At 51.4% G+C, this 26,523-nt stretch carries 25 protein-coding genes; 13 read left to right on the top strand and 12 right to left on the bottom strand.

From position 1 onward, the window contains the following. Positions 1 to 116: 116 nt before the first annotated feature. From ACTS9Y_RS09385 to ACTS9Y_RS09375, 3 genes are read right to left on the bottom strand one after another with little or no spacing between them, the layout of a single operon-like run. On the bottom strand, positions 117 to 767 hold the full coding sequence (locus ACTS9Y_RS09385; protein ID WP_442585672.1) for a phosphatase PAP2 family protein: 651 nt from the start codon (positions 765 to 767) through the stop codon (positions 117 to 119). A 4-nt stretch (positions 768 to 771) separates the two neighbouring features. Further along, entirely contained in the window at positions 772 to 1,569 is a 798-nt protein-coding gene (locus ACTS9Y_RS09380; protein WP_442586936.1) for a metallophosphoesterase family protein, read from the bottom strand. A gap of 2 nt (positions 1,570 to 1,571) precedes the next feature. Further along, a complete protein-coding gene (locus ACTS9Y_RS09375; protein ID WP_442585671.1) occupies positions 1,572 to 2,585 on the bottom strand; it encodes a diacylglycerol/lipid kinase family protein in 1,014 nt (337 codons plus the stop codon). Positions 2,586 to 2,853: 268 nt separating this feature from the next. On the opposite strand from ACTS9Y_RS09375, the gene ACTS9Y_RS09370 reads away from it, so the two are divergent. The 10 genes from ACTS9Y_RS09370 to ACTS9Y_RS09325 all read left to right on the top strand — a co-directional run bounded on the left by ACTS9Y_RS09370 (position 2,854) and on the right by ACTS9Y_RS09325 (position 13,080). Further along, entirely contained in the window at positions 2,854 to 3,093 is a 240-nt protein-coding gene (locus ACTS9Y_RS09370; protein WP_442585670.1) for a hypothetical protein, read from the top strand. A 37-nt stretch (positions 3,094 to 3,130) separates the two neighbouring features. Then, complete coding sequence (locus ACTS9Y_RS09365) at positions 3,131 to 3,367, top strand: hypothetical protein (RefSeq protein ID WP_442585669.1); 237 nt, start codon at positions 3,131 to 3,133, stop codon at positions 3,365 to 3,367. A gap of 110 nt (positions 3,368 to 3,477) precedes the next feature. Next, positions 3,478 to 3,912, top strand: coding sequence for a GlcG/HbpS family heme-binding protein (locus ACTS9Y_RS09360; protein WP_442585668.1), 435 nt, complete (start codon positions 3,478 to 3,480; stop codon positions 3,910 to 3,912). Positions 3,913 to 4,149: 237 nt separating this feature from the next. After that, positions 4,150 to 5,253 carry a ligase-associated DNA damage response exonuclease gene (locus ACTS9Y_RS09355; protein ID WP_442585667.1) on the top strand — a complete coding sequence of 368 codons (1,104 nt, stop codon included), beginning with the start codon at positions 4,150 to 4,152 and terminating at the stop codon, positions 5,251 to 5,253. After that, on the top strand, positions 5,250 to 6,998 hold the full coding sequence (locus tag ACTS9Y_RS09350; RefSeq protein ID WP_442585666.1) for an ATP-dependent DNA ligase: 1,749 nt from the start codon (positions 5,250 to 5,252) through the stop codon (positions 6,996 to 6,998). Before ACTS9Y_RS09355 ends, ACTS9Y_RS09350 begins: the two co-directional genes overlap by 4 nt. A 2-nt stretch (positions 6,999 to 7,000) precedes the next feature. Next, a complete protein-coding gene (locus ACTS9Y_RS09345; RefSeq protein ID WP_442585665.1) occupies positions 7,001 to 9,769 on the top strand; it encodes a ligase-associated DNA damage response DEXH box helicase in 2,769 nt (922 codons plus the stop codon). Positions 9,770 to 10,052: 283 nt separating this feature from the next. Then, positions 10,053 to 10,742, top strand: coding sequence for a ligase-associated DNA damage response endonuclease PdeM (gene pdeM, locus ACTS9Y_RS09340; RefSeq protein ID WP_442585664.1), 690 nt, complete (start codon positions 10,053 to 10,055; stop codon positions 10,740 to 10,742). Positions 10,743 to 10,911: 169 nt separating this feature from the next. After that, positions 10,912 to 11,559 carry a pyridoxamine 5'-phosphate oxidase family protein gene (locus ACTS9Y_RS09335; RefSeq protein ID WP_442585663.1) on the top strand — a complete coding sequence of 216 codons (648 nt, stop codon included), beginning with the start codon at positions 10,912 to 10,914 and terminating at the stop codon, positions 11,557 to 11,559. Positions 11,560 to 11,842: 283 nt separating this feature from the next. Then, on the top strand, positions 11,843 to 12,385 hold the full coding sequence (locus ACTS9Y_RS09330; RefSeq protein WP_442585662.1) for a hypothetical protein: 543 nt from the start codon (positions 11,843 to 11,845) through the stop codon (positions 12,383 to 12,385). Positions 12,386 to 12,417: 32 nt separating this feature from the next. Then, on the top strand, positions 12,418 to 13,080 hold the full coding sequence (locus ACTS9Y_RS09325) for a hypothetical protein (protein WP_442585661.1): 663 nt from the start codon (positions 12,418 to 12,420) through the stop codon (positions 13,078 to 13,080). A gap of 30 nt (positions 13,081 to 13,110) precedes the next feature. Here ACTS9Y_RS09325 and ACTS9Y_RS09320 read toward each other — a convergent pair whose 3' ends face one another. From ACTS9Y_RS09320 to ACTS9Y_RS09300, 5 genes are all read right to left on the bottom strand, one after another. Beyond that, entirely contained in the window at positions 13,111 to 15,117 is a 2,007-nt protein-coding gene (locus ACTS9Y_RS09320) for a hybrid sensor histidine kinase/response regulator (RefSeq protein ID WP_442585660.1), read from the bottom strand. A 220-nt stretch (positions 15,118 to 15,337) separates the two neighbouring features. Beyond that, entirely contained in the window at positions 15,338 to 15,763 is a 426-nt protein-coding gene (locus ACTS9Y_RS09315) for an RDD family protein (RefSeq protein ID WP_442585659.1), read from the bottom strand. Positions 15,764 to 15,962: 199 nt separating this feature from the next. Further along, complete coding sequence (locus tag ACTS9Y_RS09310) at positions 15,963 to 17,108, bottom strand: tetratricopeptide repeat protein (protein ID WP_442585658.1); 1,146 nt, start codon at positions 17,106 to 17,108, stop codon at positions 15,963 to 15,965. Positions 17,109 to 17,272: 164 nt separating this feature from the next. Then, entirely contained in the window at positions 17,273 to 17,641 is a 369-nt protein-coding gene (locus ACTS9Y_RS09305) for a DUF6232 family protein (protein WP_442585657.1), read from the bottom strand. A 214-nt stretch (positions 17,642 to 17,855) separates the two neighbouring features. Continuing rightward, on the bottom strand, positions 17,856 to 18,275 hold the full coding sequence (locus tag ACTS9Y_RS09300) for a DUF6232 family protein (RefSeq protein WP_442585656.1): 420 nt from the start codon (positions 18,273 to 18,275) through the stop codon (positions 17,856 to 17,858). Between the two features lie 237 nt (positions 18,276 to 18,512). Between ACTS9Y_RS09300 and ACTS9Y_RS09295 the strand changes: the two genes are divergently transcribed. The 3 genes from ACTS9Y_RS09295 (at position 18,513) to ACTS9Y_RS09285 (ending at position 19,839) form a co-directional block, all read left to right on the top strand. After that, the gene (locus tag ACTS9Y_RS09295) at positions 18,513 to 18,902 is read left to right on the top strand and encodes a hypothetical protein (RefSeq protein ID WP_442585655.1); all 390 of its coding nucleotides are present in this window, start codon (positions 18,513 to 18,515) and stop codon (positions 18,900 to 18,902) included. Positions 18,903 to 19,189: 287 nt separating this feature from the next. Beyond that, the gene (locus ACTS9Y_RS09290) at positions 19,190 to 19,363 is read left to right on the top strand and encodes a DUF1328 domain-containing protein (protein WP_442585654.1); all 174 of its coding nucleotides are present in this window, start codon (positions 19,190 to 19,192) and stop codon (positions 19,361 to 19,363) included. Positions 19,364 to 19,467: 104 nt separating this feature from the next. After that, entirely contained in the window at positions 19,468 to 19,839 is a 372-nt protein-coding gene (locus ACTS9Y_RS09285; RefSeq protein ID WP_442585653.1) for a YidH family protein, read from the top strand. 24 nt (positions 19,840 to 19,863) lie between these two features. Here the strand turns inward: ACTS9Y_RS09285 and ACTS9Y_RS09280 are convergent, their stop codons facing one another. The 4 genes from ACTS9Y_RS09280 to ACTS9Y_RS09265 all read right to left on the bottom strand — a co-directional run bounded on the left by ACTS9Y_RS09280 (position 19,864) and on the right by ACTS9Y_RS09265 (position 26,408). Next, on the bottom strand, positions 19,864 to 21,039 hold the full coding sequence (locus ACTS9Y_RS09280; protein ID WP_442585652.1) for an efflux RND transporter periplasmic adaptor subunit: 1,176 nt from the start codon (positions 21,037 to 21,039) through the stop codon (positions 19,864 to 19,866). Next, positions 21,029 to 24,208 carry an efflux RND transporter permease subunit gene (locus ACTS9Y_RS09275; RefSeq protein WP_442585651.1) on the bottom strand — a complete coding sequence of 1,060 codons (3,180 nt, stop codon included), beginning with the start codon at positions 24,206 to 24,208 and terminating at the stop codon, positions 21,029 to 21,031. Before ACTS9Y_RS09275 ends, ACTS9Y_RS09280 begins: the two co-directional genes overlap by 11 nt. Continuing rightward, positions 24,201 to 25,169 (bottom strand): VTT domain-containing protein, encoded by a 969-nt coding sequence (locus tag ACTS9Y_RS09270; protein ID WP_442585650.1) that lies wholly within the window; start codon positions 25,167 to 25,169, stop codon positions 24,201 to 24,203. The genes ACTS9Y_RS09275 and ACTS9Y_RS09270 overlap by 8 nt, the downstream gene beginning before the upstream one ends. Positions 25,170 to 25,283: 114 nt before the next feature. Continuing rightward, positions 25,284 to 26,408: a calcium:proton antiporter gene (locus ACTS9Y_RS09265; protein WP_442585649.1), complete on the bottom strand. Its 1,125-nt coding sequence runs from the start codon at positions 26,406 to 26,408 to the stop codon at positions 25,284 to 25,286. Positions 26,409 to 26,523: the final 115 nt, after the last annotated feature.

Genomic DNA, 26,523 nt, shown 5'->3' with positions numbered 1-26,523 from the left:
TTAAGGCGAATCTGCCAACTATTACTTATCGCTGTTGCACAGGCTTAACGATGTTACGGAAAGACTTTGGCTTTAACGCACAAAGCTAAGCGAGATCGTTAGGCCATCACTTAACGCTATTTCTTTGCATGATGCACACGATAGCTTTGAACTGCCATTAAACACAGTGCTAACCAGGCAATCGCTTCTAAAAAGGCCGCCAGCACATCGCTCAAATAATGCGCGCCTAAATACATACGGCTAAATGCAACGAGTACCACCATTGCAAAAGCTGTCATGAGAATATAAACAGCCCGACGCCATGAACGTGTTTGTGAAATCAGCAGTGCTACTAGTACGCCATAAAAAACCGTGCTGGCAACGACATGACCACTGGGGAAACTGTAGGTTGTGAGTGTAACAAGTGGGTCATCAAAGGATGGGCGCGCCCGGTGAAACGCTTGCTTAGCCAGCAAATTCAATAACATGCCGCCTTGTATACCGAGCACGACGGCCCACATTGCATACCACTGCTTTTTCCAGATGAAATAAAGTGCTATGAGAATGGCTACAGGACTAATGACTAAAGGATCATGCAAGTGCGTGACAACCAGCAAGATTTCTGTGAGCGCTGGTGTGCTGTTCGTATGCAACCATTGAGCTAGCTGGACATCGATGATTGTCAGCGCGCCACCGCTGACAACATTCGCGGCAATCAACCCAAATAGCAATCCTGCGACAGCCAACACTAAAATGCCAACCGTTAAATGCAGACGCAGTGATTGCATAAAACTACGACAGCTCCAATAGTTTGGTTTCGGCAACAACAAATCGCGAAGATGCTGCATCAAAATCCCAACGTTCTGCCTGGCAGCTACGCGACTGCGCTGCGTCATAGCGGATAAGATTGACTGAGTTCGGTTTGCCTTCGCGTACCCGTTTGGAAACGGCAGTACCCGCGGAGATGGTCCACAGCGAACGCGTGACATCGGGCAAAGCTTCGCCCAGATGACGCATGTATGCCAGATGGATATGCCCGCTTAAGATCAGGTCCGCCCCGGCCGCAGCCCAGGCCGCTATGGCTTGTTGATGGCCGTGTAGCAGATTCTCTTTATCACTTTCGCGCTCGACGAACACCGGCTGGTGGACAGCCACGATGCGTAATTGGCCGGGTGAAGCGCGCTGCAATTGTTGTGAGATACGTTCTATCTGTTTCGCAGACACTTCACCATCCGCATGGCGCCATGGCCGGGTGGCATTGACGCCTATCACCATGACATCTTGATTAGAAAATTGTGGCTCAAGCTCACGCCCGAAGACGCGGCGGTAATTGCCATACGGGTTAAAAACACGGGCGAAAATATTAAACAGCGGAATATCATGATTACCAGGAATCACCAGCTTGACTGGCGCAGCCAGTGCATCGAGAAAGCGGCGAGCGGCAGCAAACTGGTCGCGTCGTGCACGCTGGGTGACATCACCGGATAAGATAGCGATATCCGGGCGCACCTCTTGCGCGAGCTGCAATAGCGCTGCTACCACTTCTGGTTGTTCAGTCCCGAAATGGGTATCGGAAAGATGCAGGATCACACTCAAGTTTCGTCTCCTGGCGAAACAGCAGCGATCAGCCGCAAACACTTAGGTCCAACGCGGAAGGTCAGAGGAGGCTGCATGTGGGAAACTTCTCCATCCATCGCGACTTTTACTAAACGCTTTTTGCGACGCGACAGCGGTTCAACCACCAGCTGACGACAGGCAAAATGGGTGACTTCCGGCGCTTTGCTTAACACCCCCAGCATGCCGTGAAATGCCACGCCTATCCGTTTGCCAGCGCTCATAGGCGGCAGCGCGATGATGGCAAGCTGCCGATTTTTAACGCTTTCAGATTCAGCAGCCAACCCTATATCCGCCAACTGGAGTGCATTGTTACCCACAAATATCGTGGAAGCAGGAATGACTTTTTCGCCACTCTCCTCTTCCCCGCCGCTATGTTCCATGCGCAGCAACATCTGGATATCGCGTTTTAACAAGGTAAGGAATGCAGCAAGCTTTGCAACAATGCGGCTGCGGCCATGCTGCTTTTTGAGCGCTTCCCGGTCCACCAGCAATTGTGGGTAAAGCCCCAGGCTGGCATTCACCAGAAAAACCTGTTCATTCAACTCCCCGACCTGTATTTGCCGTTCACTTCGGGCGCGTATACCCGCAAGCAACGCTTTGGCGGCTGGATCCAGTTCCAGCGGCACACCATTGTCACGCGCAAAATAGTTGAATGTGCCCAGCGGCACGATGCCAAAAGGCAAATCGGCAGCGATCACTTCCTGTGCGACAAAGCGGATGGTGCCATCCCCGCCCGCTGCGGCGACCACGCCATTACGCTTGCTAGCTTGCTGGATGGCCTGGCTTGTCATTTCAGGCAAGTCACCCGGCTGACGGCAAAAAAACAGCTCATAAGGTTGCTCTGCTTCGGCAAATAATGTTGCCAGCTTATCGGCAACAGTCTCTGCATTTGTATCACCAGAACCGGCATTCATGATGACAAATAATGGAGGAAGCTGATCGGCTGGCTGTTCTGCAGCAGCAGACTGTGGCGTATGTGAGTTGGTCATGATATTGAATATACATAAATTCCTGCATGAAGTTTCATTTGGCCTGAAACTAATCTCACGGCAGGACTTTTCTCCCGTAAAGCCTAGGCAAAAAAACAATTCAGCGCGACGCAGCACTGGCGGTACGATTTTTCCTACAGTCATTTCAGCTTTATCAGTCTGTCGCAACAAATGCATACAGGCGATGATTCGAACCATATCGTTTCAAAAACTTGTGGGCTGACAATGGCATGCCCCGTGTTGAATTTCAAATCGTCTGGAGAGAGAGATGGCTTTAAATAAAGATACCAATGTCCACAGCGTACATCACATCGATGAAAGTCGCCTTGACCCCTTGAATCCGGACTCGATAGATCCGGCCAATACTGACCCGGCGGATGATTCGCGTGGCTATGAGAGAAGTAAATCGAAAGCTGTTCATGAAGATAAGGCGTTGAATAAGCAAAATATCGATGACAGAAACAAGCAGTTTCCCAACGATATCAGCAATCCGGATGCAGGGATCTAGCCCTAGTGCTGGCGTTGTTCTCAATACGGAGTCACAGATGACGAATAAAAAATTCAATCGGATCGCCACTATTGTTTTTTATGTGATTGGCATGCTGGTGGTCGGTCTGATGCTGATCAGCTGGAATGCCGCCGACATTCCTCCAGCCGCAGAGCCGCTGAGTGATGCGGTAGAGTCAGTTTCAAAGGCAGAAGCTGCCAACCCCCTGCCTATCAATGACAGGGAACCGCAAAACTTTGCTCAGCCAACCACGCAAACTGCACCAGGAAAATAATCGACTAGTTTTACTGGCCTTAGCGCAGCCCTTAGTGAATAAGCGCAACCCACAGTGAATTTTAATTTGCTGACAATGTCGTATGTGTTCCATTCAATTTAGGAAACAATATGCACGTAAGCTTTGAAGTCGCACAAGAAATCATAGAAAAAGCAGTTGAGAAGTCCAAACAGATAGGCGTGAAGATGTGTATCGCCGTGCTGGACTCAGGCGGCAATCTGAAAAGCTTTACCAGAATGGATGATGCGTGGGTGGGCAGTATCGATATCGCCATCAAAAAAGCGAAAACCGCCTGTTATTTCGCGATGCCATCTGGCGAAATCGGCAAACTTTCTATCCCTGGCTCCCCGCTGTATGGCATTGAGCACTCCAATGACGGATTGATTACTTTCCCGGGTGGTTTGCCTATCGTCGATGAAGAAGGCATTCTGATCGGCGCTATCGGGGTTAGCGGTGACACGGTGGAGAATGATCATCTGGTGGCACAAGCCGGTGTGAATGTTGCCGGTGTCTGTGATGTGCCTAAGCACCCTTGGCGTACATAATTTATACGTTATCAGCATCACCTGGCAAGCATGCGAATTGTGACTTGCCAGGTGGCTCCATCACCACCCTCCCTGCATCTTAGACCCATCATCCTTTCCTTTTGTCAGATATTGCCTGACCTGCTTGTAGGCAGGTATTTACTATTCCATTTTTTCTTCAAATAAGCGGAATCGAATGACATTGCTGCTGTCACATTTGCATGTTTAATCATCAATATCAGACAGGCCTTTAGTCCTATGGAACTAGTCATCGCACGCCCGGAAGGTTTGTATTGCCCGCCCGGCGATTTTTATATCGATCCCTGGCGGCAGGTAGAGCGCGCTGTGATTACGCACGGGCATGGCGATCACGCGCGCACTGGCCACCAGCACTATCTGGCAGCGGCGGCTGGTGAAGGCATTTTGCGCAAGCGTTTGGGTGCGGATATCAATCTGCTGACGCTGGAATATGGCGAAACCATCAACCACCATGGCGTCAAGCTCAGCCTGCATCCGGCTGGCCATGTGCTGGGCTCTGCCCAGGTGCGGCTGGAATATAAGGGCGAAGTGTGGGTGGCTTCGGGCGATTATAAAGTGGAAGCTGATGGCACCTGCGCGCCATTTGAAAGCGTGCGTTGCCATACCTTTATTACCGAATCCACCTTTGGCCTGCCGATTTACAAATGGCAACCGCAGAATGAGATTTTCGCTGACATCAACCAATGGTGGCAGAGCAATGCCGATAACAATCGCGCCAGCGTGCTGTTTTGCTACGCATTCGGCAAAGCGCAGCGGTTATTGTCGGGGCTGAATCCGCATATTGGCCCGATACTCGTGCATGGCGCGGTAGAGCCGCTAAACAAGGTCTATCGCGAGGCGGGCGTTTATCTGCCTGCGACCCAGTATGTCGGCGACATGCAGTACAAATCGCAGATAGGCAAAAGTATCGTGCTGGCGCCGCCTTCGGCGCAAGGTACGCCGTGGATCAAACGCTTTGGCGATTACTCGGATGCATTTGCCAGCGGCTGGATGCAATTACGTGGCACGCGCAGGCGGCGCGGTGTGGACCGCGGTTTTATCATGTCCGACCATGCCGATTGGCCAGGCTTACAGACGGCCATACAGGCCAGCGGTGCCCAGCGCGTGTTCGTCACGCACGGGCAGGTGCACCCCATGGTGCGCTGGTTGTGCGAGCAAGGCCTGGATGCGCAGGCTTTTGTCACCGAATACGGTGAAGAGGCGGCCGAGGCAGAGACAGATATATCCCCTGAAACTGATGCGACAGGTTTGCCACCCGAAGCCGAACTGCCTGCCGAGACTGAAGGCAGCCAGCATATGAATATGGCAAAGGCGACCGTTTGAAAGCGTTTGCCGACCTCTACAGCAGGCTGGACGCCACCACCAGCAGCAATGCCAAACTGGCGGCATTGCGCGATTACTTTTTTGTCGCCACCCCTGAAGACGCCGCCTGGGCGGTGTATTTTCTGGCGGGTGGCCGTCCGCGTCAGTTAGTGCCCACCAAACTGTTACGCGCACTGACACTGACGGTAGCAGGCCTGCCGGAATGGTTATTTGAAGAGAGCTACCATGCCGTGGGCGACCTGGCGGAAACCATGGCGTTGCTGTTACCCGAATCTACTCATACTTCAGAAGAGGGTTTGGCCACATGGGTAGAGAACAAACTATTACCCTTGCGCGGCCTGGCGCCCGAAGTATTAACGCTGCAATTGACGCCTTTATTGCAGCAACTGGACCAGCGCAGCAAACTCGTGTGCATCAAACTGATCACCGGCAGTTTCCGCGTGGGTGTTTCCAAACTCCTGGTCACGCGCGCCTTGTCTGCCGTCGCCGACATAGACGCCAAACGCATCGCCCAGCGTCTGGTCGGTTATACCGATTTATCTGCCCGCCCAACGGCGGCGCATTACCTGAAACTGATCGCACCGGTGAATGAACAAGGTGACGAGCGCAGCGAAGGCCAGCCCTACCCGTTCTTTTTAGCGCACCCCTTACAGTTGCCGACTGACGAATTTTCAGCGGCGATTGGCGACCCGGAACAATGGCAGGTGGAATGGAAATGGGATGGCATACGTGCACAACTGGTCAAACGCGATGGCCAGTTATGGGTGTGGTCGCGCGGTGAGGAATTGGTGACTGACCGTTTCCCTGAATTACAGGTGCTGGCAGATAATCTGCCGGATGGCACGGTGATTGATGGCGAACTGGTGGTGTGGAAATATGCATCTGACAAAACAGTCAATACGAACCAGATAGAAGATCAAATCAATGGCCCTAAAAATCTCGCAGTAAATCAGGGACAAGTACAACCATTTGCCCTGCTGCAACAACGCATAGGCCGCAAAACCTTAACTGCCAAAATCCTGGAAAACCTGCCGGTGGTGATACTGGCTTATGACCTGCTCGAATGGCAGGGAGAAGATTGGCGCGAACAGCCGCAATCTGCCAGACGCGAGCAATTGGAAAAAGTGGTTTTGTCGTGTGGTCAGCCGCAATTACAGCTATCGCCGCTAGTCATCGGGGATAGCTGGCAAGACCTGGACCGCCAGCGCGAAGCTTCGCGTAGCCTGGGCGTAGAAGGGTTTATGCTCAAGCGCAAAGATGCATTGTATGGCGTGGGGCGGACCAAAGATGTTGGCGTATGGTGGAAGTGGAAGATAGACCCTTACACTGCAGATGCCGTGCTGATCTACGCGCAAACTGGCCACGGCCGCCGCGCCAGCCTGTATACCGATTACACTTTTGCCGTATGGGATACGCCTGAGAGTAATCCCGAGCGCAAACTGGTACCCTTTGCCAAAGCCTACTCAGGGCTAACCGATGCTGAAATGCGCGAAGTGGATGCGATTATCCGCAAAACTACAGTCGAGAAATTCGGCCCGGTACGCAGCGTAAAGCCAACCATGGTGTTTGAGCTTGGGTTTGAAGGCATCGCCCTCAGTAGTCGCCACAAAAGCGGGATCGCCGTACGCTTCCCGCGCATGCTCCGCTGGCGTCAGGATAAACCGGTGTCCGAAGCAGATACCTTGCAGACTTTGCAGGCCTTGTTGCCCGAAGCGTCACGCATTGATAATAAGAGTGCCGCTTAGCCATGACCTTGCAAGCTGACCCAACATTGACGTTACCTATGGAAACGGTTGAAAAACCAAAGCCTGGTCACTTCAAATTAAGCCGCCAGTGGTTTGCTGCACATCAGTGGCAACCGTTCGCCTTTCAGCAGCAAGTCTGGCAAGCCGTGGCAAACGGTCAATCCGGTCTGCTGCACGCCACCACAGGCGCAGGTAAAACCTATGCGGTGTGGATGGCCGCCATTGAGCGCTTTGCCTTAAAAAAACCGACAGCGGCATCTGCTAAAAAATCGGCGGATGCGATGGCTGAAAAACCAGCAAAATGCAAAGTCGTGATGCAGCCGCTAACCGTTTTATGGATCACCCCTATGCGTGCACTGGCTGCAGATACCGAACGTGCATTGATAGCGCCGGTCGAGGAGTTAGGCCTGGATTGGAGCATAGGGTTACGTACCGGCGACACCACGAACGCCGAACGTTCGCGGCAATCCAAGCGCCTTCCGACCGCACTGATCACCACGCCGGAAAGCCTGACACTGTTGCTGACGCGACCAGACGCTGCCGACACTTTTGCCAGCCTGAAAATGGTGGTCATCGATGAATGGCACGAGCTGATAGGTAACAAGCGCGGCGTGCAGCTGCAACTGGCCGTGGCCAGATTATGCCGCTGGCAGCCGCAGCTGATTACCTGGGGATTATCGGCAACGCTGGGTAATCTGCAGCACGCCATGGAAGTGCTGATTCCAAACCCACCCCAGAACTGCGCATCCAACCCCGTATTGGTGCAAGGCCAGCTGGCCAAAGATTTATTGATAGACACCCTGTTACCACCAGGCATTGAACGCTTCCCGTGGGCCGGCCACCTGGGTTTGCGCATGCTGCCACAGGTAGTGGCGCAGATCGAAGCCAGTCCCAATAGCCTGATCTTCACCAATACCCGTTCGCAATGTGAAATCTGGTACCAGGCCTTGCTCGAGGCGAGACCTGACTGGGCAGGATTGATCGCGCTGCATCATGGCTCATTAGACAGGCAAGTGCGTGAGTGGGTAGAAGCCGGCCTCAAACAGGGTACATTGAAAGCGGTAGTCTGCACATCCAGCCTGGATCTGGGCGTGGATTTCCTGCCGGTGGAACGAGTATTGCAGATCGGCTCACCTAAAGGCGTGGCGCGGTTGATGCAACGAGCAGGTCGTTCTGGCCATGCGCCCGGACGCGCTTCGCGCCTGACCGTGGTGCCTACGCATAGCCTGGAGCTGATCGAATCGGTCGCCGCGCAAGACGCGATCGCCGCCCGCAATGTCGAGCCACGTGAATCGCCGCAAAAACCGTTGGACGTGCTGGTGCAGCACCTGGTGACGATCGCGCTGGGCGGCGGCTTTATCGCCGATGACTTGCTGGCAGAAGTGCGCAGCTGTTATGCCTACCGGCAGTTAAGCGATGAAGAGTGGCGCTGGGCGCTGGCGTTTGTGCAGCACGGCGGCGAATCGCTGGCCGCTTACCCGGATTACCGCCGTGCCATTCCCGATGCACACGGCATCTGGCACGTGCCGGATGCACAGCTGGCGCGTCGGCACCGCATGAGCATAGGCACCATCGTCAGCGATTCCAGCATGGTGGTTAAATTCTGGAGTAAAGGTGCGTCGGGTAAAAGCCTGGGTTCAGTAGAAGAAAACTTTATCGCCCGGCTGAAACCCGGGGATCATTTCCTGTTTGGCGGACGCTTGCTGGAGCTGGTGCGCGTGCATGAAATGACCGCATTTGTGCGTAAAGCCAGCGGTAAAAAAGCCGCTGTGCCACGCTGGAACGGCGGACGCTTGCCACTTTCTACCGAGCTGGCCAATGCGATGGTGGCACGCATGGATGCCGCGGCGCACGGCCATTTTGACGGCCCGGAAATGCAGCTGATCAAACCGCTATTGCAGGTGCAAAGCGATTGGTCAGCACTGCCGACCAATACTAATCTATTGGCCGAAGCCATGCACTCACGCGAAGGCTGGCATCTGTTCCTCTACCCTTACGCCGGGCGCAGCGTACACCTGGGCTTAGCCAGTTTATTGGCCTGGCGCGCTGGCAAACACCAGCCGAACACGTTTTCCATCGCGGTGAATGATTACGGCCTGGAATTACTTTCTGCCACGCCGGTGGATTGGGACACGATATTGACGCGAGAGATTTTCACTAGTGAAAATTTGCTACAGGATGTCATCGGCAGCCTGAATGCGGGCGAGCTGGCGCAAAGACGCTTTCGCGAGATCGCACGTATCTCTGGCCTGGTGTTTGCCGGGTTTCCCGGCGCGCACAAAAGTGCCAGGCAAGTGCAGGCGTCCTCCAGTCTGTTTTTTGATGTGTTCCGTAAATACGACCCGGCTAATTTATTGCTGACGCAAGCGCAGGAAGAAGTGCTGCAACAAGAACTGGAAATCGCGCGCCTGTCAGCAACCTTGCAGCACCTGCAAAGCAAACAGATCCAGTTAATGCATATCAAACGGCCAACCCCGTTTGCCTTCCCCTTGCTGGTAGAACGCTTTCGCGAAAGCAGCAGTTCGGAAAAACTGGCCGACCGTATCGCACGCATGGTGGCTGACCTGGAAAAAGCTGCCGGTGCGGGTGCTTATACACCAGAAGAAACCGTCAATGCGCAGGCGAAATTCAATGTGCAGGAAAAGGTGTATAAAAAGCGAGAACGTGTACGCAAAACCGGCTTGCCCAAAGCAGAAGATAATGAAAGTGAATCAATAGCCAAACGACCGCGTAGCAGGATTATTCCGCCTAAAGCGAGGCACGGATTTTGAATAACTTTGTATTTTATTCGTCAGACTGGTGCAGCCCAGTATCCAGGCAAGCTAAGATTTCAACAATAGTTGAATAAAAGTAACATAGCCTGGATAACAACTCGCCTGAAGGCTGGCTGCGCCAGAATGGCGGTGTAATGTAAGTGATTTACAAAATTCACACGCATTTAGCTTGATCTACCGGCGAGAGCGCTGGATTGAAAACATGCATTTAATTTTTTTGTAAAACCGCCGGGTTCCACACTACACATCCCCTGTAAATTAAGTAACAGGTAATCACTAAATGGAAAATGCATTTTCTTTGAACATCGGTGCCAATACCTTATTGTTACTGGCCGACAAAGCGATTTACTGGCCGCAGCAGAAAGCCATGCTGATCGCAGATGCGCACTTTGGCAAGGCGGCAGCCTATCGGGCGTTGGGGCAGCCAGTACCGCAGGGTACCACCAGCCACAATCTGCAGCGCCTGAACACGTTGCTATCCGCATACCCGACAGAACGGCTGATTTTTCTCGGTGACTTCCTGCATGCGCCCAAGTCTCATGCGCCAGCCACACTAGCAGCTTTACGCGAATGGCGCGTGCAACATAGCGCCATGCGATGTCTTCTGGTGCGCGGTAATCATGATAAAAGTGCAGGCGACCCGCCAGTAGACCTAAAGATTGAAACGGTGGATGAGCCTTATTTGCTGGGGGATTTTGCCTTGCAGCACATGCCCGCAGCACATGCCACCCATCATGTGATTGCCGGGCATATCCACCCCACATTCCGTTTGCTGGGCAAGGGTCGGCAACGCCTGGTGTTACCATGCTTTCACCACAGTGCAGGCATCACACTCTTACCTTCTTTCGGCGATTTTACCGGTGGTTTTATGATGGAAAATACGCCAGGCACTTCGATTTTCGTCACCGATAGTCAATGTATCTGGCCAGTCACTGCGTCATCTCCTGTCTCTTCAGCAGAAAATCGCTAGTACAAGCAGCTTTTGAGAGCTCCGTTTATGATTGGGGGCCTATGGTGCTGCCTTGCTCTGGCCGAGAACATTTCTCCTGGTGAAATAATGTATTGCGACTAGCCAGGTTTTTCTCACGCGTGTGCTTCATTAATATTCAATTGTTGTTTCACACATTGAGGAGAAGATCATGAATGCACGCCCAACCTGGATGTCAGCTTTGGTTTCACCCAGCGATATCGCGTTTACGCCAGCCGTCAAAGCAAGACAGGAAGAAATGGGGTCGCGTGCTGGCTATGCAAAATTTGAAAGTACACGTGGGTGGGAATCCCGCGTAACGCCAGTGCTGGCAGATTTTATCGCTGAACAAACCAGCATGTATATCGCGACGGCCAATGCGCAGGGGCAACCTTATATGCAGCATCGTGGGGGCCCGCGCGGTTTCTTGCAGGTGCTTGATGAGCAAACGCTGGCCTTCGCCGACTATGCGGGCAACAAGCAATACATCACAGCGGGCAATCTGGATGAAAACCCGAAAGCACAGTTATTTTTGATGGATTATGCCAATGCACAACGCGTCAAAGTCTGGGGCGAGGCCAAAGTTGTCACAGGCGATGATGCGCTTATCGCACGCCTGTCTTCGCCCGAATATCCAGCCAGGATAGAGCGTGTCATTATCTTCACCATCACCGCCTGGGATGCCAATTGCCCTAAACACATTCCCAAACTACTCAAAGCAGAGGACGTGATACCTGCTATTCAGGGGCGTGATGAGCAGATTGTGGTGCTAGAAGCGCGACTGAAAGCGCTGGAGGAGAAACTTTCCGGGCGGAGATAAATAACGCTTTCACCTGCGCAAACTTTGATTGTTTGTCCTGCTTTGTTTGCGCTTGTGATTCATCTCGGCACAGTTGAAATAATCAGCTGTGCTGCTTTTTTTGCTTGCGTATATTGAAACAACATCTGCCCTGCCCTCTGATGCACTTGCCTTTTAAAGCAATCCAGCTGTCAATGGCGGGCATGTTGCTTTTTATCAACCTGCAAGGACTCACTGGCTGACACATACTGTTGTTAATTTAAGTAAAACAGAGTTATGATGTCGAAAAACTCCGGGGGGAATTATGACTGACTATGTGAGCATGCTGAATGACCTTGCACAATCAAACAGCAATTCAATTATAAGTAGCGTAGATGAACACCATGCCGCTATATTAATCGTCAAGCTGTTTGAAATCGCAGATCAGACGGTGACCATCTTTGCCGGACCACAAGACGAATATATATATACATCCCCTGAAGTTGTGCATGCCGCTGCTAGATTTCTACAGACAGCCTCTGCAAAACTTAACTTCATTTTTGAGGATTTAGAAAAATCGTCAGTCACTCAAAAAATCAGCAATCCATTTTTAGAGCAGTTACACCACTCAATTGGCGCATCAGTAGCCAGCAAAATCGCTATTTATCCTGCAGATATGCAGGCGAAAAACTTGCTCTATCATTTTATTTTGGTCGATGACAAAGCTTTCCGTTTTGAACCCGACAAAATGACGCGTGAAGCGTTTGCCACGTTTAATAACACGGCAGCCGCCGCATGCATCAAGACTGTGGTTGACAGGATGTTACTAAGAATAGCCCCTATTGCACATTTTGAATTAACACAATAACGAGGCTATCGGGACTTTAACAGGGGAAAATAATGGATTCAGGCTTGGTCAGCCTCGCCTATCTGGGCGAGTTGGGAGTGGCATCCAATCTGGCATACATCACACTCAATAAATCGATTTATTTTGAGTACATACGAAAAAACATCAGACTGACGCTGCTCAAATTTCAAGCGTTCCCCAGGCAGGACTCCAAGGCGATGCAGCAGCAAGTACGTATCCTGCAACATCTCATAGGCATGCTTTCATCGCACAGTGCACAAAGGAAAAACGCGTGGGTCAGGTATAAACTCGTGAAAAATACAACCGACTCACATGCTACTTACTTTACATTTACCGCTGGCAAGCTGTATGACTTTTTTGAAACAGAATCAGATACATTGATCTCTCAATACATGTTGATCACAGCCGGAATATTCATCTTACTGACGCTTATGATGGGGTTCAAACTGGTTCCGCATGGATTCGATCACTATGCAGCCATCTGGTACTGGATATTCGCAGTACTCCTGATCACAAATCTATATCCGCTTATTTGCATTCTGTTATGGAGATGGATGCGATCTTCTGCGAAAAGCTGTACAGATTCATTTGAAGTAGTGTTGACGGTTCAGTTTCTGCACCAGATAAAAGCTTTAACGATGGACATTCATCAAAGGATGCAGAATCGAAACAGCCCTTTCAGGCATCTGATATAAAAAAAATATCTATGCGCTCTGTGACAGCATTCAAGCGGCGGCTTTATCCGCCGCGTCATTGATTAACTTCATTAACTGTTCAAAATCTACGGGTTTCACCAGATGGTAATCAAAGCCTGATTGCAATGCCATTTTTTTGTCATCTTCTCGGCCATAACCGGTGACAGCAATCAATGTAGCATCGGCCATCGCGGCATTGGCTTTGATACGTCTTGCAAGTTCGTACCCATCCATTTTTGGCAGCCCGATATCCAGCACGCACACCGCTGGCAGTACTGACTCTATCAAAGCCAGCGCTTTCAGGGAGTCATGCTCAACCAGCACTTCATGACCATACAACTCTATAAAGCTCGCTAGTGTGGTTGCGGCATCGACATTGTCATCAACCACCAGCACAGACATTTTCTGTTGTTGCTGCTCAACGCTATCAGTATTGTTTTCTGCTGCGACTTGTTCAGTCCATAAAGGCAGGGTAATCGTAAATACACTGCCTTTATCCAGGCCTTCGCTGAAGCAACTGATGGTGCCATCATGCAGTTTCAGCATGCTTTTCACCAATGCCAGGCCTATGCCCAGCCCGCCTTGAGAACGGTCTGAGCTGCGTTTCGCCTGCGCAAACAACTCAAAGATGGATTCCTGCTCTTCACGCAACACGCCTATGCCATTGTCGGCAACCGTAATGATGACAGCGCCATGTTCGACCTTCATGGCAAGTTTGATCTGGCCGCTGTTTTCTATGTATTTAGCGGAATTATTGAGTATGTTGGAAACGACTTGTACCAGCCGCTTGTGGTCGCCCAGCACTTTGGCAGGTAGTGGCGTGAGGTCAACAATTAACGCGTGCTGCCGGGATTCGATCAAAGGGCGCACCTGCTCCAGCGAGCTGGCAATCACGGCCGCCATATCCTGCGGCAATTTCTCGATGTTGACTAACCCGCGCGTCACGCGGGAAACATCCAGCAAATCATCTACCAGCCCGACCATATGTTTGACTTGCCGCTCTATGATCTGGCTGGATTTTCTAACCCGCGATTCTTCATAATTGCTCAGCACCATGATCTGGGTCGCGGCGCTAATCGGCGCTAAAGGGTTTCTCAACTCATGCGCCAGCATGGCGAGGAATTCGTCTTTTTTCAAATCCGCCTCTTGCAAGGCTTCCTTGTTTTTCTTGAGCATTTCCTGGGCATCATGGCTTTCCGTCACGTCGCGCGTGGTCCCAGCCACGGCCACCACTTCGCCATTGCTGCCAAATACCGGGGCAAAGATATAGTCGTAGATCCTGCGGCCAAACGTGCCGGTAAAAGCGACTTCGCCACGTATCGGTTTCTTGGTGGTGCGTACGATGTCGATTTCTTTGTGATGCATTTCGGCATGCCAGTCTTCATAGCCTAACTCGCGCAACGTCTTGCCAACGATTTCGTCAAACGGCCTGCCCAGCATTTGCACCAAGCCGGCATTGACATACGAAAAGCGCGGCTCTGGCACGGAAAAATCAAAGTTGTAAATCAGGTCCGGGGTGGCAGAAAGAATGGTTTCGTATAACTGCGTGAGGGTTTCAGATTTGCTAGAAATGGCATTTTTTTGCTGTTGTAGCTGTTGCAGCGCTGCGGTCTCTTGTGCAAGCCTGGCTTCAAGGTCTTTGCGTTCCTGAATGATCACGCAACTGCCAACAAATCCAATGAAAACGCCTTGCTCGGAATAGGTGGGTACGCCGTTATCGGCCACCCAGTGGAATGTGCCATCATGGCACTTTAAACGGTATTCGATGGTGAATGCTTGCTGGGCATCCAGCGCCTGCGTATAAATATCCCGGCAGCGTTCAATATCCTCGGCATGCACGCTTTCTGCCCAACCGCTATCCCCGGCCTGCGCGAATTCACAACCCGTGAAATCACGCCATTGCTTGTTAAACCAACCAAAAAGGGTTTCCTTACCAGAGATCCACATCATCACCGGCGCATACTCGGCAATGGCACGAAAGTGCATTTCAGGATGATCTGGTTTAAAAGGCGTCGCTTCGGATGATGTCGTTGGCATGGCAGCTCTTGTTAATAATGATGGCTGAGTAGATCGGATAACTTACATAGCTGCTTAGCGTGTGGGTCAATTTCAAGTGATCACTATAGCACTGAAGCGGCAGGATAATTGGTCGGTCATGGCTAAAAACATCATGCTTGAAGCCTCGCGCCGTGCACACACTGCTAACGTCACTCATAGCCGTTAGCGCGCCAACTACCCAGCTAACAGCCAGCGTCCATTATTTTTCCCGTATCACCACGGTGCCTGCCAGTTTGTCATGCCAGCCTTGCTTGCGCTTATCGAAAGCGGCCCAGATAAAGCCCAGCCCGAATGGGATCACTGCTAGGTAGTAGGCCAGATACCGGCCTATGGCTTGACCTGGGGTCAGCGGATTGCCAGTGTCAGCATCCACCACTTTTGCCGAGAAAAGCATCTTGCCGGGCGTGGCTTGTTTGGTGACCCAAAAGATCACCACCGCCACGGGGAAAAGCAGCCAGGAAAGTACATCACCGATGGGACCAAGCACAAATCCATCCGCCCAGAACGCTTTACCATAAAACACCTGGATAAAAGGCAATACGACGATGATCGCTAAAATCGTGTCGACTACTGAAGCCACGAAGCGTGTCCAAAATCCTACATATTCTATTTCGTCTGCCTGCATTTATCGCCCCTTATTATGTTGTTTACTTATGTGTTTAAAAATTGAAAGCATACGCATTTAATAGTTAGCTCGACCTGAAACATGCGTCAACCCTGTGGCTGGCAAACTGACCTGCCTTTAATAGATTTTGATGCGAGCAAATGCAATCTCCATCATAAGCGGGGCTGGCTGTGTTCAATGCTAACAAGATCATAGTGGCTTATTCACATTGCGCATAGTTGCTTGATTTACAGAGTGCAATCAATGTTTCAGCCTGCGTTTTTTGTTTGGCCGTCATCTCGTGCAAAAAACTATCTCTCAGCCCGGCTTCAACACCGTTTTCAAAGCTCAGGTTTTCCCAGACTTGTGCTTTCACCAGATCCGTTTTCCTGCCTTGCCCTTTGCTGTAGATTGCCTTTAGATAATATTGGGCAGTGGGCTCTTTTTGTTTCGCTGCTTTTAAAAACCAGTGATAAGCCTGCTGATAATCGACCGGCACCCCTATCCCTTTGTAATAGACCACCCCCACGTTTAATTGCGCATGCGCATGGCCGAGTTCGCCCGCGCGTTGCAGATACCACAGTGATTTTTCAGTATCTTTAAACGCATTGTCATCCATGCCATATATCACGCCTATGTTCTCCAGCGCCAGGGCATTGCCTTCCATTTCTGGCTTGGATAACCAGACAATGGCTTCCTGGTAGTCTTTAGGCGCAGTAGTAAAGTAGAACTGCGCCAATGCCATCATAAATGCCGGATCGCCTTTGTCGGCGCCTTTTCGATACATGCGGATCACTTCATACCTGTTTTTTGCCACACCCTGACCTAACCTGTACATATCCGCCACATTACGGAATGCAGGCGAATAATCCTGCTTAACGGCCAGATCGAACCACTTTAAGGCTTCCTCATAATTCCGGTTCACACCCAGCGCATCCCGGTACATGATACCCAGGTTATTCTGCGCCGCTGCATCGCCCTGGTTAGCCGCTTTGAGCATCCAGTCAACGGCCTTCCATACATTTTGCTCTGTGCCTTCACCATACAGATACATGGTAGCCAGATTGGTTTGCGCTATCGCCAGCCCTTGTTCGGCCGCTTTTAAAAACCAGAATACCGCTTTCGGCAAATCTCGGAGCACGCTGTCATCCGTGTTGTAAATCTCGGCCAGGTGGGCCTGCGCCTCAGCATTACCGGCCTCGGCCAATGGCAGATACAAGTCTTTGGCCAAAGTGTGATTGCCGCTGGCAAATGCCCTATGCGCATCATCTAATGGCGTTGCCAACGATAAATGTGTAGACAGAATATAGGCCGAAAGCAGCGTGACAATGTTGAGGATGACTTTAATGAACGGATACTGACGCATTGCTGACTGCCTTATTTTTATTGGTATTTGTTTTAACGTATATTGTAACTAATTATATTGATACTAATTTTCTGCGCTAGCCACGGTTGATAATAGAAAGCCCCTTTTGAAAGGGGCTTATTGTCATCTTCACGCATGCTGGCACTCTGAAACCTATCCGAAAGTTATTCCCGGTGAATGATCGCAGTATTGAGCGCCCGAATCACTCTATCAATGTCATGGCTATTTTCGCTCTTTAATGCCTGGTGCTCTCCGGTGGGTGTATGGATCACCACTGAATACTGCGTTTTTGCAGTAAACCAGGCCACTATGCCCAGCGCGATGGCAAAACCACCGACAAACATGAACACATCTTCGAAAATAAACAGGAACGCGCCTGTCAGTATACAAAACGTGGCGAAGACCCGGCTGGGCTCTGTCATCCCATGCTCTACGGCAATCACATCCTGCAAGGCATAAGTAAAGCCATCAGCTATGAACTGGATATTGCTGACTTTAATGCCTTCAAGACTGAAGAATATAAACTCCTCCATCAGGTGTCCTTTTTAATATGTCATCAACATCGCACGCTCAGAGCAACGGCATATGTGCCTTGCCCTGTAAAAACGCGCGCTTTGTTTCTGATATGCCCAGGGTTGATCGCAAGGCACATCACGGAGAATCAAATTTTCCCGACAAAAAACACTTTTGCGGGGGCTTTGGTGCCGTTGCAGTCATCATGAGGACATCAGCTGTTAGGCCGAACTGTCAGCTTCTGCTGATTATAGCGGTATTCAGGGCACGAATTACCCTGCTGATATCATTACTGTCCGTACTTGTCAGCGCCTGCTTTTCACCTTCTGCGGTATGAATGACAACAGCATACAGCGTTTGTGCGCTAAACCACGCCAACATGCCAAGTGCGATTGAAAAGCCACCGACGAACATGAACACATCCTCGAATATCATCAGGAAAGATCCCGATAACATGCAGAATGTGGAAAAGCCCCGTTTAGGCTCGATCAGGCCATGCTGGACTGAAGTGACTTCATCAAGCGGGTATGTTTGCCCTTCAGCAATAAACTGAGTGTCACTGACCTTGATTCCTTGAAGGCTGAAAAATACTTGTTCATGCATCATTCTGTCCTTAAACAATGCGAGTATTGTGGTCGCAACAGCATTAATCATTTACATAAACATACTTTACTACAAATTAATAATTCTTGACATCGGGAAAACCATGATTTTACAGTCTAATTCCGGCAATGACAAAGCCGCATTGTTTTAAGCACGCTGCCTGTAAAAACAAGGAAACACCTGACATTTATCTTCTAATGTGTATGATTAGAGCAAGGCGGTCACGTTGCTGCCGCACCTATACAATGGTTTTATAAAGATAAAATGGCTAAAAAGGGGCTAGGCGTTATGCATCAAAAAGAATTTGTCGCGAAAGATGGTTTAAGCTACACCATCACCATCAATGCCACCGGCGAGGAGATCACACTCTCACAAGGCAGTGATCGATTAGGCGTGATAGACCTGAAACGCGTGATCAATCCACGCGGCCCAAACTATTATCTGATCACCGTGCTCGACCTGGAAAAATGTAAAAGAATAGGGTTGGGCGAAGCGAGCCTACGATATCACCAGGAAGTGTTTCGCCTAGCATTGACCGCCAATGGCGATGTGCGCGAAGGCAGGCGCTCCAACGAAAGCCAGCTCACACGCGAAGGCATTATTTTTATCCAGAAAATGCGCGCCAAAGCGGTGGTCGAAGCAGAAGATTTTCATGATGCTTTTAATGAAGATGAATAATCCACGTATCACGCATACTCAGTAAACAGCCCTGTCATCAGGGTCAGTGTCAGATAATCACTATGCATCAGCACACTGGCCCCCTGTGTGCCAAAGGGCTTGAAACCAGCCGCCTGAATGGATTACCGGCATGGCACCGCTCACCCTTTCAGACTTTTTACTCCGTATATCGCATCGCCTAATGTAGGTTGATTCCTACCTGCAATCCAGTCAATCCCCTATACGCAAACGGGGGGCTGCCTTTTATGATTTCATCACATTCACTTTCCAACTAAGGGGTCAGAAAGATGCTTTACTATGCATTGGTATTTTTTGTGATATCCGTCATCGCGGGTTTTTTAGGTTTTCGTAGCGTGGAATCTGGTGCTGCCACCATTTCAAAAGTCTTTTTCTTTATCTTTTTGATTTTAGCCATTGGCGTTGTCCTGCTGGCCGTACTTGGCATCAGCCTGTTTGCCTGACGGTATAAAGCATCTCAAACCCTATACACGACTGCGACTTACTTAGGCACAACGTCTGGGTAAGTCGTAGAATGGTCACCTCGATTATTAAATAAGTGACCCAGATGTCTTATCTTGACGATCCGCGTGTTTATTTTGCTGCCGAACGCACCTTGCTCGCCTGGCAACGTGCTTCTATCGCATTGATGGGGCTGGGGTTTGTGATTGAACGCTTCGGCTTGTTTATCAAGCTGATGGCGCACGAGAGCCCGCTGTCTGACTCACAAAGCACCTTGTCTTTGTATATAGGAGTCGGTTTTATCCTGATAGGCGCGGGCACAGCCTTACTGTCTGCGTGGCAGTTTGCGGTGTTCTGTAAAACACTGGGCGCACAGGAAAAACCGCGCGGCCATATCTTCTGGCTGCCACCGGCAGTGAATATATTTTTAAGTGTATCAGCTGCGGCACTGAGTGCCTGGCTGATATTGTCACGTTAATCTCTGCCAGCCCAGAACTAAACGCTACTTATTAACCGCTTTTGGCGCCTCAGGAGCGGTTGCTATATTGACTGAATCACCTTCTACCACGCCATCCGGCGGGTTTTCAATGACCCGGTCATCGGCCGTCAGGCCGGACTGGATTTCCAGTGTTTTACCAAGATCGCGCGCGATGATGATAGTTTTCAGGCTGACCTGATTGTCGGCATTCACAGTCGCCACTTTTAAACCGTTCTGGTCAAAGATCAGCGCACTGGCGGGAATACTTAAAATACCGGCCGCTTCTTTTAGCTGTACATTCACATTCGCAAACCCACCCGGCAGAAATTTACCGGCGGCATTGTCCACCAGCAATTGCACCAGCGTGGTCCCCGACGATGCATTGATCGCACCAGAAGTGGATTGTATGGTGGCTTCAAAGCGGCCCTCAGGATATTCGGGCACATTAAAAGTCGCTTTGTTGCCAGCGCGGATATGGCTGACATAGTTCTGCGGCACATTAATGTATAAACGTAATTTGCGCGTGTTGGAAACTTCAAATAAAGGTTGTGCAGTGCTACCGCTGCTACCGGCATTGATCAACGCGCCGGTATCGGTGTTACGCGCGGTGACGGAACCATCAAACGGCGCAACGATGCTGGCAAAGCCTTTCAACGCTTGCAAACGCTGTACATTCGCTTCAGCTGCTTTTACGAGGGCCTGTTTGCTTTTGTAGTCGCCCAGTTTTTCATCGACTTCCTGGCGAGCGATGGATTGCGTTTTTAACATATCCTGCCAGCGTTTGGCGGTGGTTTCTGCCAGGCTGACATTGGCTTGCGCACTGGCCAGATCGGCCTTGGCCTGCAACAACTCCTGGTCTAGGTCAGGCGTTTCTACCTCTGCGAGCAACTGCCCGGCCTTTACCGTGCCGCCGATATCGACTTTCCAGCTCTTAAGATAGCCACTGACACGCGCATAAATAGGTGCACGTGCAAACGCCTCGAATCGCCCTGGTAATATCAGCTGACTGCCTTCAGCAGCAACGCCTGGCTGGCTGACATTGACGGTAAGCACGGCTTGCTGATCAGTCCAGTCTTTGAGTTTGGCGTGATGGCTGGCACGTGTGGTGACACCGATGATCACGATGGCGATCGCCAGCAATACAAGTAGCAGGCCACCCAACTTTAAGCGGCGGGAAGGGCGAGGTGCATCAATGGTCATCAGTCTCTCCTCTAGCACTGTTGACAGGGCTAAATGGCGTTTTCTTGTGAATGGCGGCAAACACCACCGGTACAAACAATAAGGTAGCAATGGTGGCAAAAATCAGGCCGCCGATCACTGCGCGGCCAAGTGGCGCGTTTTGCTCGCCGCCTTCACCCAGACCCAGCGCCATCGGCGTCATACCTATCACCATGGCCAGGGCTGTCATCAGCACCGGACGGAAACGGACAAACCCGGCATCGATGGCAGCAGCGGTTGCGTCTTTGAGTTCATCCAGCCGCTCGCGGGCAAAGCTGATCACCAGCACACTGTTAGCAGTCGCCACGCCCATACACATAATCGCACCGGTCAGTGCCGGCACTGAAAGTGGGGTATAGGTCACAAACAGCATCCAGACGATGCCTGCCAATGCTGCCGGCAAAGCCGTGATGATCACAAACGGATCACTCCAGGATTGCAGGTTGACCACGATCAACAGGTAAATCAGCACGATGGCGCCGAGCAGGCCAAAGAATAGGCCGGTGAACGCGTGGTCCATGGTATATGCCTGCCCCAGCATCACCACATTGGCGGCTTTTGGCGCCTGGTCTTTAGATGCATCAAGTATCTCGCGAATATCTTTGGCGACTGCGCCCAGGTCCCTGCCCTGTGTGCTGGCATTGATCTGCACCATGGGCTGGATATCGTACTGGCTGACCACCGCATTGCCGACATTGCGTTTAAACGTCGCCAGGCCGCCCAGGGTTTGCGTTTGCCCGTTGCTGCCGCTGATAGGCAGGTTCGCCAGCCTGTTCAGGCTGTCTAACTGATATTGCGGGGTTTGCAGCACGATGGAATAAGTCACGCCGTTGGCCGGGTTCAACCAATAGGTGGGTGAAACCTGCGAGCTGCCTGCCATATTGATCACCATGCTGTTGGTGACATCTCGCGTGCTGATACCGATTTCTTGCGCACGGGTTTTATCCACGGCAATATCAAATGCAGGGCGGCTGCGTGACTGCTGGATACGGGCATCGACCACGCCGGGCACGCTGCGGATCTTTGCCAGCAAATGGTTGGCATATTCAAAATTGTCCGCCAGTTTGCCACCGCGGATCTGAATGTCTATCGGTGCAGGTGAGCCAAAATTCAGGATCTGGCTGACGATATCGGCAGGCGGAAACGAAAACGTGGTATCCGGGAACTGCCTGGGTAACACTTCACGCAAGGTGCGCACATAATCTGCCGTCGGTGCGTGATGCGCTTTCAGTGCGATCTGGATATCGCCATCCTGTGAACCGATGACGCCCGTATTGTTGTACGTCATGTTAATACTACTGATAGGCATGCCGATGTTATCGACAATGGTCAGGATTTCATCCGCAGGAATGACTTTTTTAATCGCATTCTGGATGGTCGCAAAGCGGTTGGCCGTCTCCTCAATGCGCGTCCCCACCGGCACACGCGCATGCATCAGGATCTGGCCGCTATCCACCGCCGGGAAGAAGTTACTGCCCAGCATGGGCGCCAATAGAAATGACAGTAACACTACCGCCATAAAGCCACTCATAAACAGGCGGCTGTGGCTAAGCGCCAATATCAGCAAGGCTTTGTAAGAGGCGCGTATGCGTTCGAACCCGGCCTCAAACCCTTGTTGGAAACGCACCAGCGGGTTACTGCTCACCTGCGCATGCGTATCTGCGTGCACATGCGGCTTGAGCAAGTAATTGGCCATGGTGGGCACCAGCGTACGCGACAATATAAATGAACTGGCCATGGCGAACATCACCGCTTCAGCCATGGGCACAAACAGAAAGCGCGAAATGCCCTCGAGAAAAAACATGGGCACGAACACGATACAGATACATAACAGCGAGACAAATGCAGGGGTGACGATTTGCGCGGCACCATCAAGAATGGATTGCTCTACCGGTTTGCCTTGTTCCAGGTGCCAGTTGATATTTTCTATGGTCACTGTCGCTTCATCCACCAGCAACCCGACCGCCAGCGCCAGCCCGCCCAGGGTCATGATATTGAGGGTTTCGCCAATGGCGGATAAGCCGATAATGGCGCCCAGTACTGACAGCGGGATGGACGTGGCAATAATCAGTGAAGAGCGCCAGCTACCGAGAAACAGCAAAATCATCAGGCTGGTTAAAATCGCTGCCAGCACGCCTTCAAACACCACGCCATCAATCGCGGCGCGCACAAAAAGTGACTGGTCGTTAATCGGCGTGGCGATCAGGTTCTCCGGCAGACCGGGTTTGATTTCTTCCAGCTTGCTTTTGATGCCTTCCACAATCGCCAGGGTAGAAATAGCACCATTCTTCAAAATGGTCATTAATACCGAACGATTGCCATCCACATGCACGATATTGGTCTGCGGCGGGCTGCCATCGCGCACTTGTGCAATATCCCGCATATAGACCGTGGCGCCATTGACCACTTTGACCGGGATATTGGCCAGGTCTTCAATCTCGGCGGCGGCATTGTTGAGGTTAAGCGTATATTCAATGCTGCCGATCTTCTGCGTGCCCACCGGCACGATCATATTATGCGCGGCCAAGGCGTTGGAAACATCCTGCGCCGACAGCCCGCGCGCCTGCAAGGCACCAGCGTTAAGGTCGATTTGCACCTGGCGACTTTTGCCGCCATAAGGATAAGGCACACCCGCCCCGGGCACAGTGACCAGCCGGATGCGAATAGCGTTCAGGCCAAGGTCGGCCAGATTTTGTTCGGTGAGCCCTTTACCAGACAGCGCAATCTGCATGATAGGCACGGTAGATGCGTTGTAATTCAGGATCAGCGGCGGTGTCGTGCCGTTAGGCATCTGCCGGGTGACGGTTTGGGATAAGGCGGTGACCTGGGCATTGGCGGTGGCGATATTCACGCCAGGGTGGAAGAAGATCTTAATGATGGAAAAGCCAATATACGAGTTGGCTTCGATATGCTCGATATCGTTGACGGTGGTGGTCAGGCTGCGCTGGTACAGCGTGGTGATGCGCCCGGCCATATCATCCGGTGGCAGGCCGGTATATTGCCAGGCAACGGCCACAATCGGGATGCGGATTTCAGGGAAAATATCCACCGGGCTGCGCAGCGCGGACAACGTGCCTGCGATAAGGATCAGCAGCGCCATCACTACAAATGTATAGGGGCGCTTGAGTGCAATGCCCACTACATTAAACATGGCTTTCCTTTGCGACTGCTTCCAGGTCTTCGACTTGCACGGTGACGACCTCAAACCCGGCATCGCGCCAGGCGTCTATGCCGCCCGTGAGTGGCCGGATATTGCGATAGCCACGGTTAAGCAGTTTTTTGGCGACTTTGGCGGCAGTGACTTCATTGGGGCACGAGCAATACAGCACCACAGGTGCATCTTCATCAATATCCAGCACCAGGGAATCAGCACTTTCCAGCGTGATAAATTGCGCACCAGGGATCCAGCCGTCATCGATCAGGTGAGGGGCGCGCGTATCGAGAATCACCGGCGCGGCGCCGCTGTTCAGCATCTCGTTCAACTCTTCTATGCTGATACGCGCCATACGCAGGCTTTTGATAAACCGCTGTCTATCCCACCATTTATAGGCAATAAACGCAGCCAGCAATACCAGCACCAGCAAGGTGCCCCACTTGCCCATTTGCACCAGTGTCAGCATCAGCTCATCGATCGCAGAACTGAATAGATTACCTAACCAGAGGGCAGTGCCGGCCCAGAGTGCGGCGCCCAGGCCATCCATCACCACAAATACCAGGTAACGCGTGCCGGAAGAACCCGCCAGGGCGCTGGAAATAGAAGCAAAGCCAGGAATGAATTTACAGACCAATAATGCCGGCGGGCCGAATTTCAGGTACAGCGATTCGGTTTGCCTGACACAGGTATCCGGCGACAGGGAGATCTTGCATAACTTGCCCATCACCTTTTTGCCATATTTGCGCCCGGCCATGTACCAGATGGAATCAGCGATTAAGGCGGCGATCACCGCCACCGCCAGCAGTGTCCCTAAACTGTATTGCCCGTTGCCTATCAGCACACCCGCCAGCAATAAGGTGGGATACGCTGGCAAGGGTAAACCCAGCTGTTCGAGAAGCACGTTGGCGAACACGATCACCAGGCCGAATTGTTGCAGTAATTCCAGAAGAGTACTCATGATTCACTTATACAAAAGCCAGTTGGAAGGCTGTTGGTCTTTATAAACAGCAGGGATTCCCCGAGCCAGCTTGTCGATCAAGCCAGTCGGTTGATTAGCCAGCCATGCAGGCGACTACATGCCCAAAGTGGCCAGCATGGCAAATGCCATAAACAATACAAAATGCGTCATGCCTTCAATGGCGTTGGTTTCACCATCATGCAAGTTAATGGTTGCGACTGCCAAGGTTAAAAACGTCATCACCATTTGCGTCGGGGATAAGCCGACAATCAGCGGTTTATTCTGGATCAAGGCAATCGCCTCGATCACCGGCACGGTCAGGATCACCGTTGACAGCGTTGCGCCGAGTGAGATATTCACCACCGTTTGCATGCGGTCATTCACCGCGGCCTTCAGCGCAGTCAGCACTTCGGGGCTGGCGGCGATAACCGCCACCACAATCGCCGCCACAATCGGTGGCACGCCGCTACCGGTCAGACCGGCATCCATATGCATGCTCATTTCCTCTGACAGCAGGCCAATGGTGATAATCCCCACCAGGATATACACAATCGCAAGCCTGACATCGACGATGGTCTTGCGGGTGGCCAATTCGCCTAGTTGTTCCTTGCTATGCTGGTCACTGTAACTAAAATAATTACGGTGACGGCCAGTTTGCATCTTGAGGAACAGCGCATAAAACACACTCATGGTGATGATGGTGAACATCGAATAAAGCCGCCAATGTTCTGGCGGCAAAAACGCGGGCAACACCATCGAGATCCCCAGCGCCGTCATGATCATGACAATATAAGTATTGCCGGAGTTGACGTTGTATTCCACTTCACCGTATTTGATACCGCCCACAATGGCACACAAGCCGAGAATGCCATTGATATCCAGCATCACCGCCGAATAGATCGCATCTCGCGCCAAGGTGGTTGAAGCCGTATGGCTTAACATCATCACAATGATCACCACTTCAATGATCACCGCACTGATGGTCAGTATCATGGTGCCATACGGCTCTTTCAGCCGTTCTGCCACATATTCCACCTGAAACGACAGCTGGAAGGCCAGGTTGATAATCAGCAGCACAAACACAATGGAAACCACCAGCGATTCCTGCTGGCCAATGTGCATCACCTTGTCAATTTGGGTGAGGGAGAGATACGCAAGAATCGATATCACCAGTGACATCAGGCCTTGGGGAGGTTTTTCTGCAAGCATGCGCTGAGTGAGAAATGAACAGATAACCATCTTAACACCGACCTATCGTGTTATGCGTTCAAACCCGCCAATTTGTATTACTTTCCGCGCAAACCTTTTGCCTCCAAGCAAAGCCAGCTATTTCTAACCACATTCAAATGGCTGT

Source organism: Methylophilus sp. (genome assembly GCF_052173275.1).
In the GTDB taxonomy this organism is placed as follows: domain Bacteria; phylum Pseudomonadota; class Gammaproteobacteria; order Burkholderiales; family Methylophilaceae; genus Methylophilus.
The sequence above is the reverse complement of the archived record's forward strand: the minus strand, read 5'-3'. Positions and strand labels throughout refer to the sequence as shown.

Excerpts from the sequence above, each read along its gene's own strand:
- ACTS9Y_RS09325 (WP_442585661.1), top strand. The coding sequence starts at position 12,418 with ATGGATTCAGGCTTGGTCAGCCTCGCCTATCTGGGCGAGTTGGGAGTG.
- ACTS9Y_RS09280 (WP_442585652.1), bottom strand. The coding sequence starts at position 21,039 with ATGACCATTGATGCACCTCGCCCTTCCCGCCGCTTAAAGTTGGGTGGC.
- ACTS9Y_RS09265 (WP_442585649.1), bottom strand. The coding sequence starts at position 26,408 with ATGGTTATCTGTTCATTTCTCACTCAGCGCATGCTTGCAGAAAAACCT.
- ACTS9Y_RS09285 (WP_442585653.1), top strand. The coding sequence starts at position 19,468 with ATGTCTTATCTTGACGATCCGCGTGTTTATTTTGCTGCCGAACGCACC.
- ACTS9Y_RS09330 (WP_442585662.1), top strand. The coding sequence starts at position 11,843 with ATGACTGACTATGTGAGCATGCTGAATGACCTTGCACAATCAAACAGC.
- ACTS9Y_RS09270 (WP_442585650.1), bottom strand. The coding sequence starts at position 25,169 with ATGAGTACTCTTCTGGAATTACTGCAACAATTCGGCCTGGTGATCGTG.
- ACTS9Y_RS09290 (WP_442585654.1), top strand. The coding sequence starts at position 19,190 with ATGCTTTACTATGCATTGGTATTTTTTGTGATATCCGTCATCGCGGGT.
- ACTS9Y_RS09360 (WP_442585668.1), top strand. The coding sequence starts at position 3,478 with ATGCACGTAAGCTTTGAAGTCGCACAAGAAATCATAGAAAAAGCAGTT.
- ACTS9Y_RS09365 (WP_442585669.1), top strand. The coding sequence starts at position 3,131 with ATGACGAATAAAAAATTCAATCGGATCGCCACTATTGTTTTTTATGTG.
- ACTS9Y_RS09320 (WP_442585660.1), bottom strand. The coding sequence starts at position 15,117 with ATGCCAACGACATCATCCGAAGCGACGCCTTTTAAACCAGATCATCCT.
- ACTS9Y_RS09345 (WP_442585665.1), top strand. The coding sequence starts at position 7,001 with ATGACCTTGCAAGCTGACCCAACATTGACGTTACCTATGGAAACGGTT.
- ACTS9Y_RS09370 (WP_442585670.1), top strand. The coding sequence starts at position 2,854 with ATGGCTTTAAATAAAGATACCAATGTCCACAGCGTACATCACATCGAT.
- ACTS9Y_RS09315 (WP_442585659.1), bottom strand. The coding sequence starts at position 15,763 with ATGCAGGCAGACGAAATAGAATATGTAGGATTTTGGACACGCTTCGTG.
- ACTS9Y_RS09385 (WP_442585672.1), bottom strand. The coding sequence starts at position 767 with ATGCAATCACTGCGTCTGCATTTAACGGTTGGCATTTTAGTGTTGGCT.
- ACTS9Y_RS09295 (WP_442585655.1), top strand. The coding sequence starts at position 18,513 with ATGCATCAAAAAGAATTTGTCGCGAAAGATGGTTTAAGCTACACCATC.
- pdeM (WP_442585664.1), top strand. The coding sequence starts at position 10,053 with ATGGAAAATGCATTTTCTTTGAACATCGGTGCCAATACCTTATTGTTA.
- ACTS9Y_RS09335 (WP_442585663.1), top strand. The coding sequence starts at position 10,912 with ATGAATGCACGCCCAACCTGGATGTCAGCTTTGGTTTCACCCAGCGAT.
- ACTS9Y_RS09310 (WP_442585658.1), bottom strand. The coding sequence starts at position 17,108 with ATGCGTCAGTATCCGTTCATTAAAGTCATCCTCAACATTGTCACGCTG.
- ACTS9Y_RS09275 (WP_442585651.1), bottom strand. The coding sequence starts at position 24,208 with ATGTTTAATGTAGTGGGCATTGCACTCAAGCGCCCCTATACATTTGTA.
- ACTS9Y_RS09305 (WP_442585657.1), bottom strand. The coding sequence starts at position 17,641 with ATGGAGGAGTTTATATTCTTCAGTCTTGAAGGCATTAAAGTCAGCAAT.
- ACTS9Y_RS09300 (WP_442585656.1), bottom strand. The coding sequence starts at position 18,275 with ATGATTAATGCTGTTGCGACCACAATACTCGCATTGTTTAAGGACAGA.
- ACTS9Y_RS09355 (WP_442585667.1), top strand. The coding sequence starts at position 4,150 with ATGGAACTAGTCATCGCACGCCCGGAAGGTTTGTATTGCCCGCCCGGC.
- ACTS9Y_RS09375 (WP_442585671.1), bottom strand. The coding sequence starts at position 2,585 with ATGACCAACTCACATACGCCACAGTCTGCTGCTGCAGAACAGCCAGCC.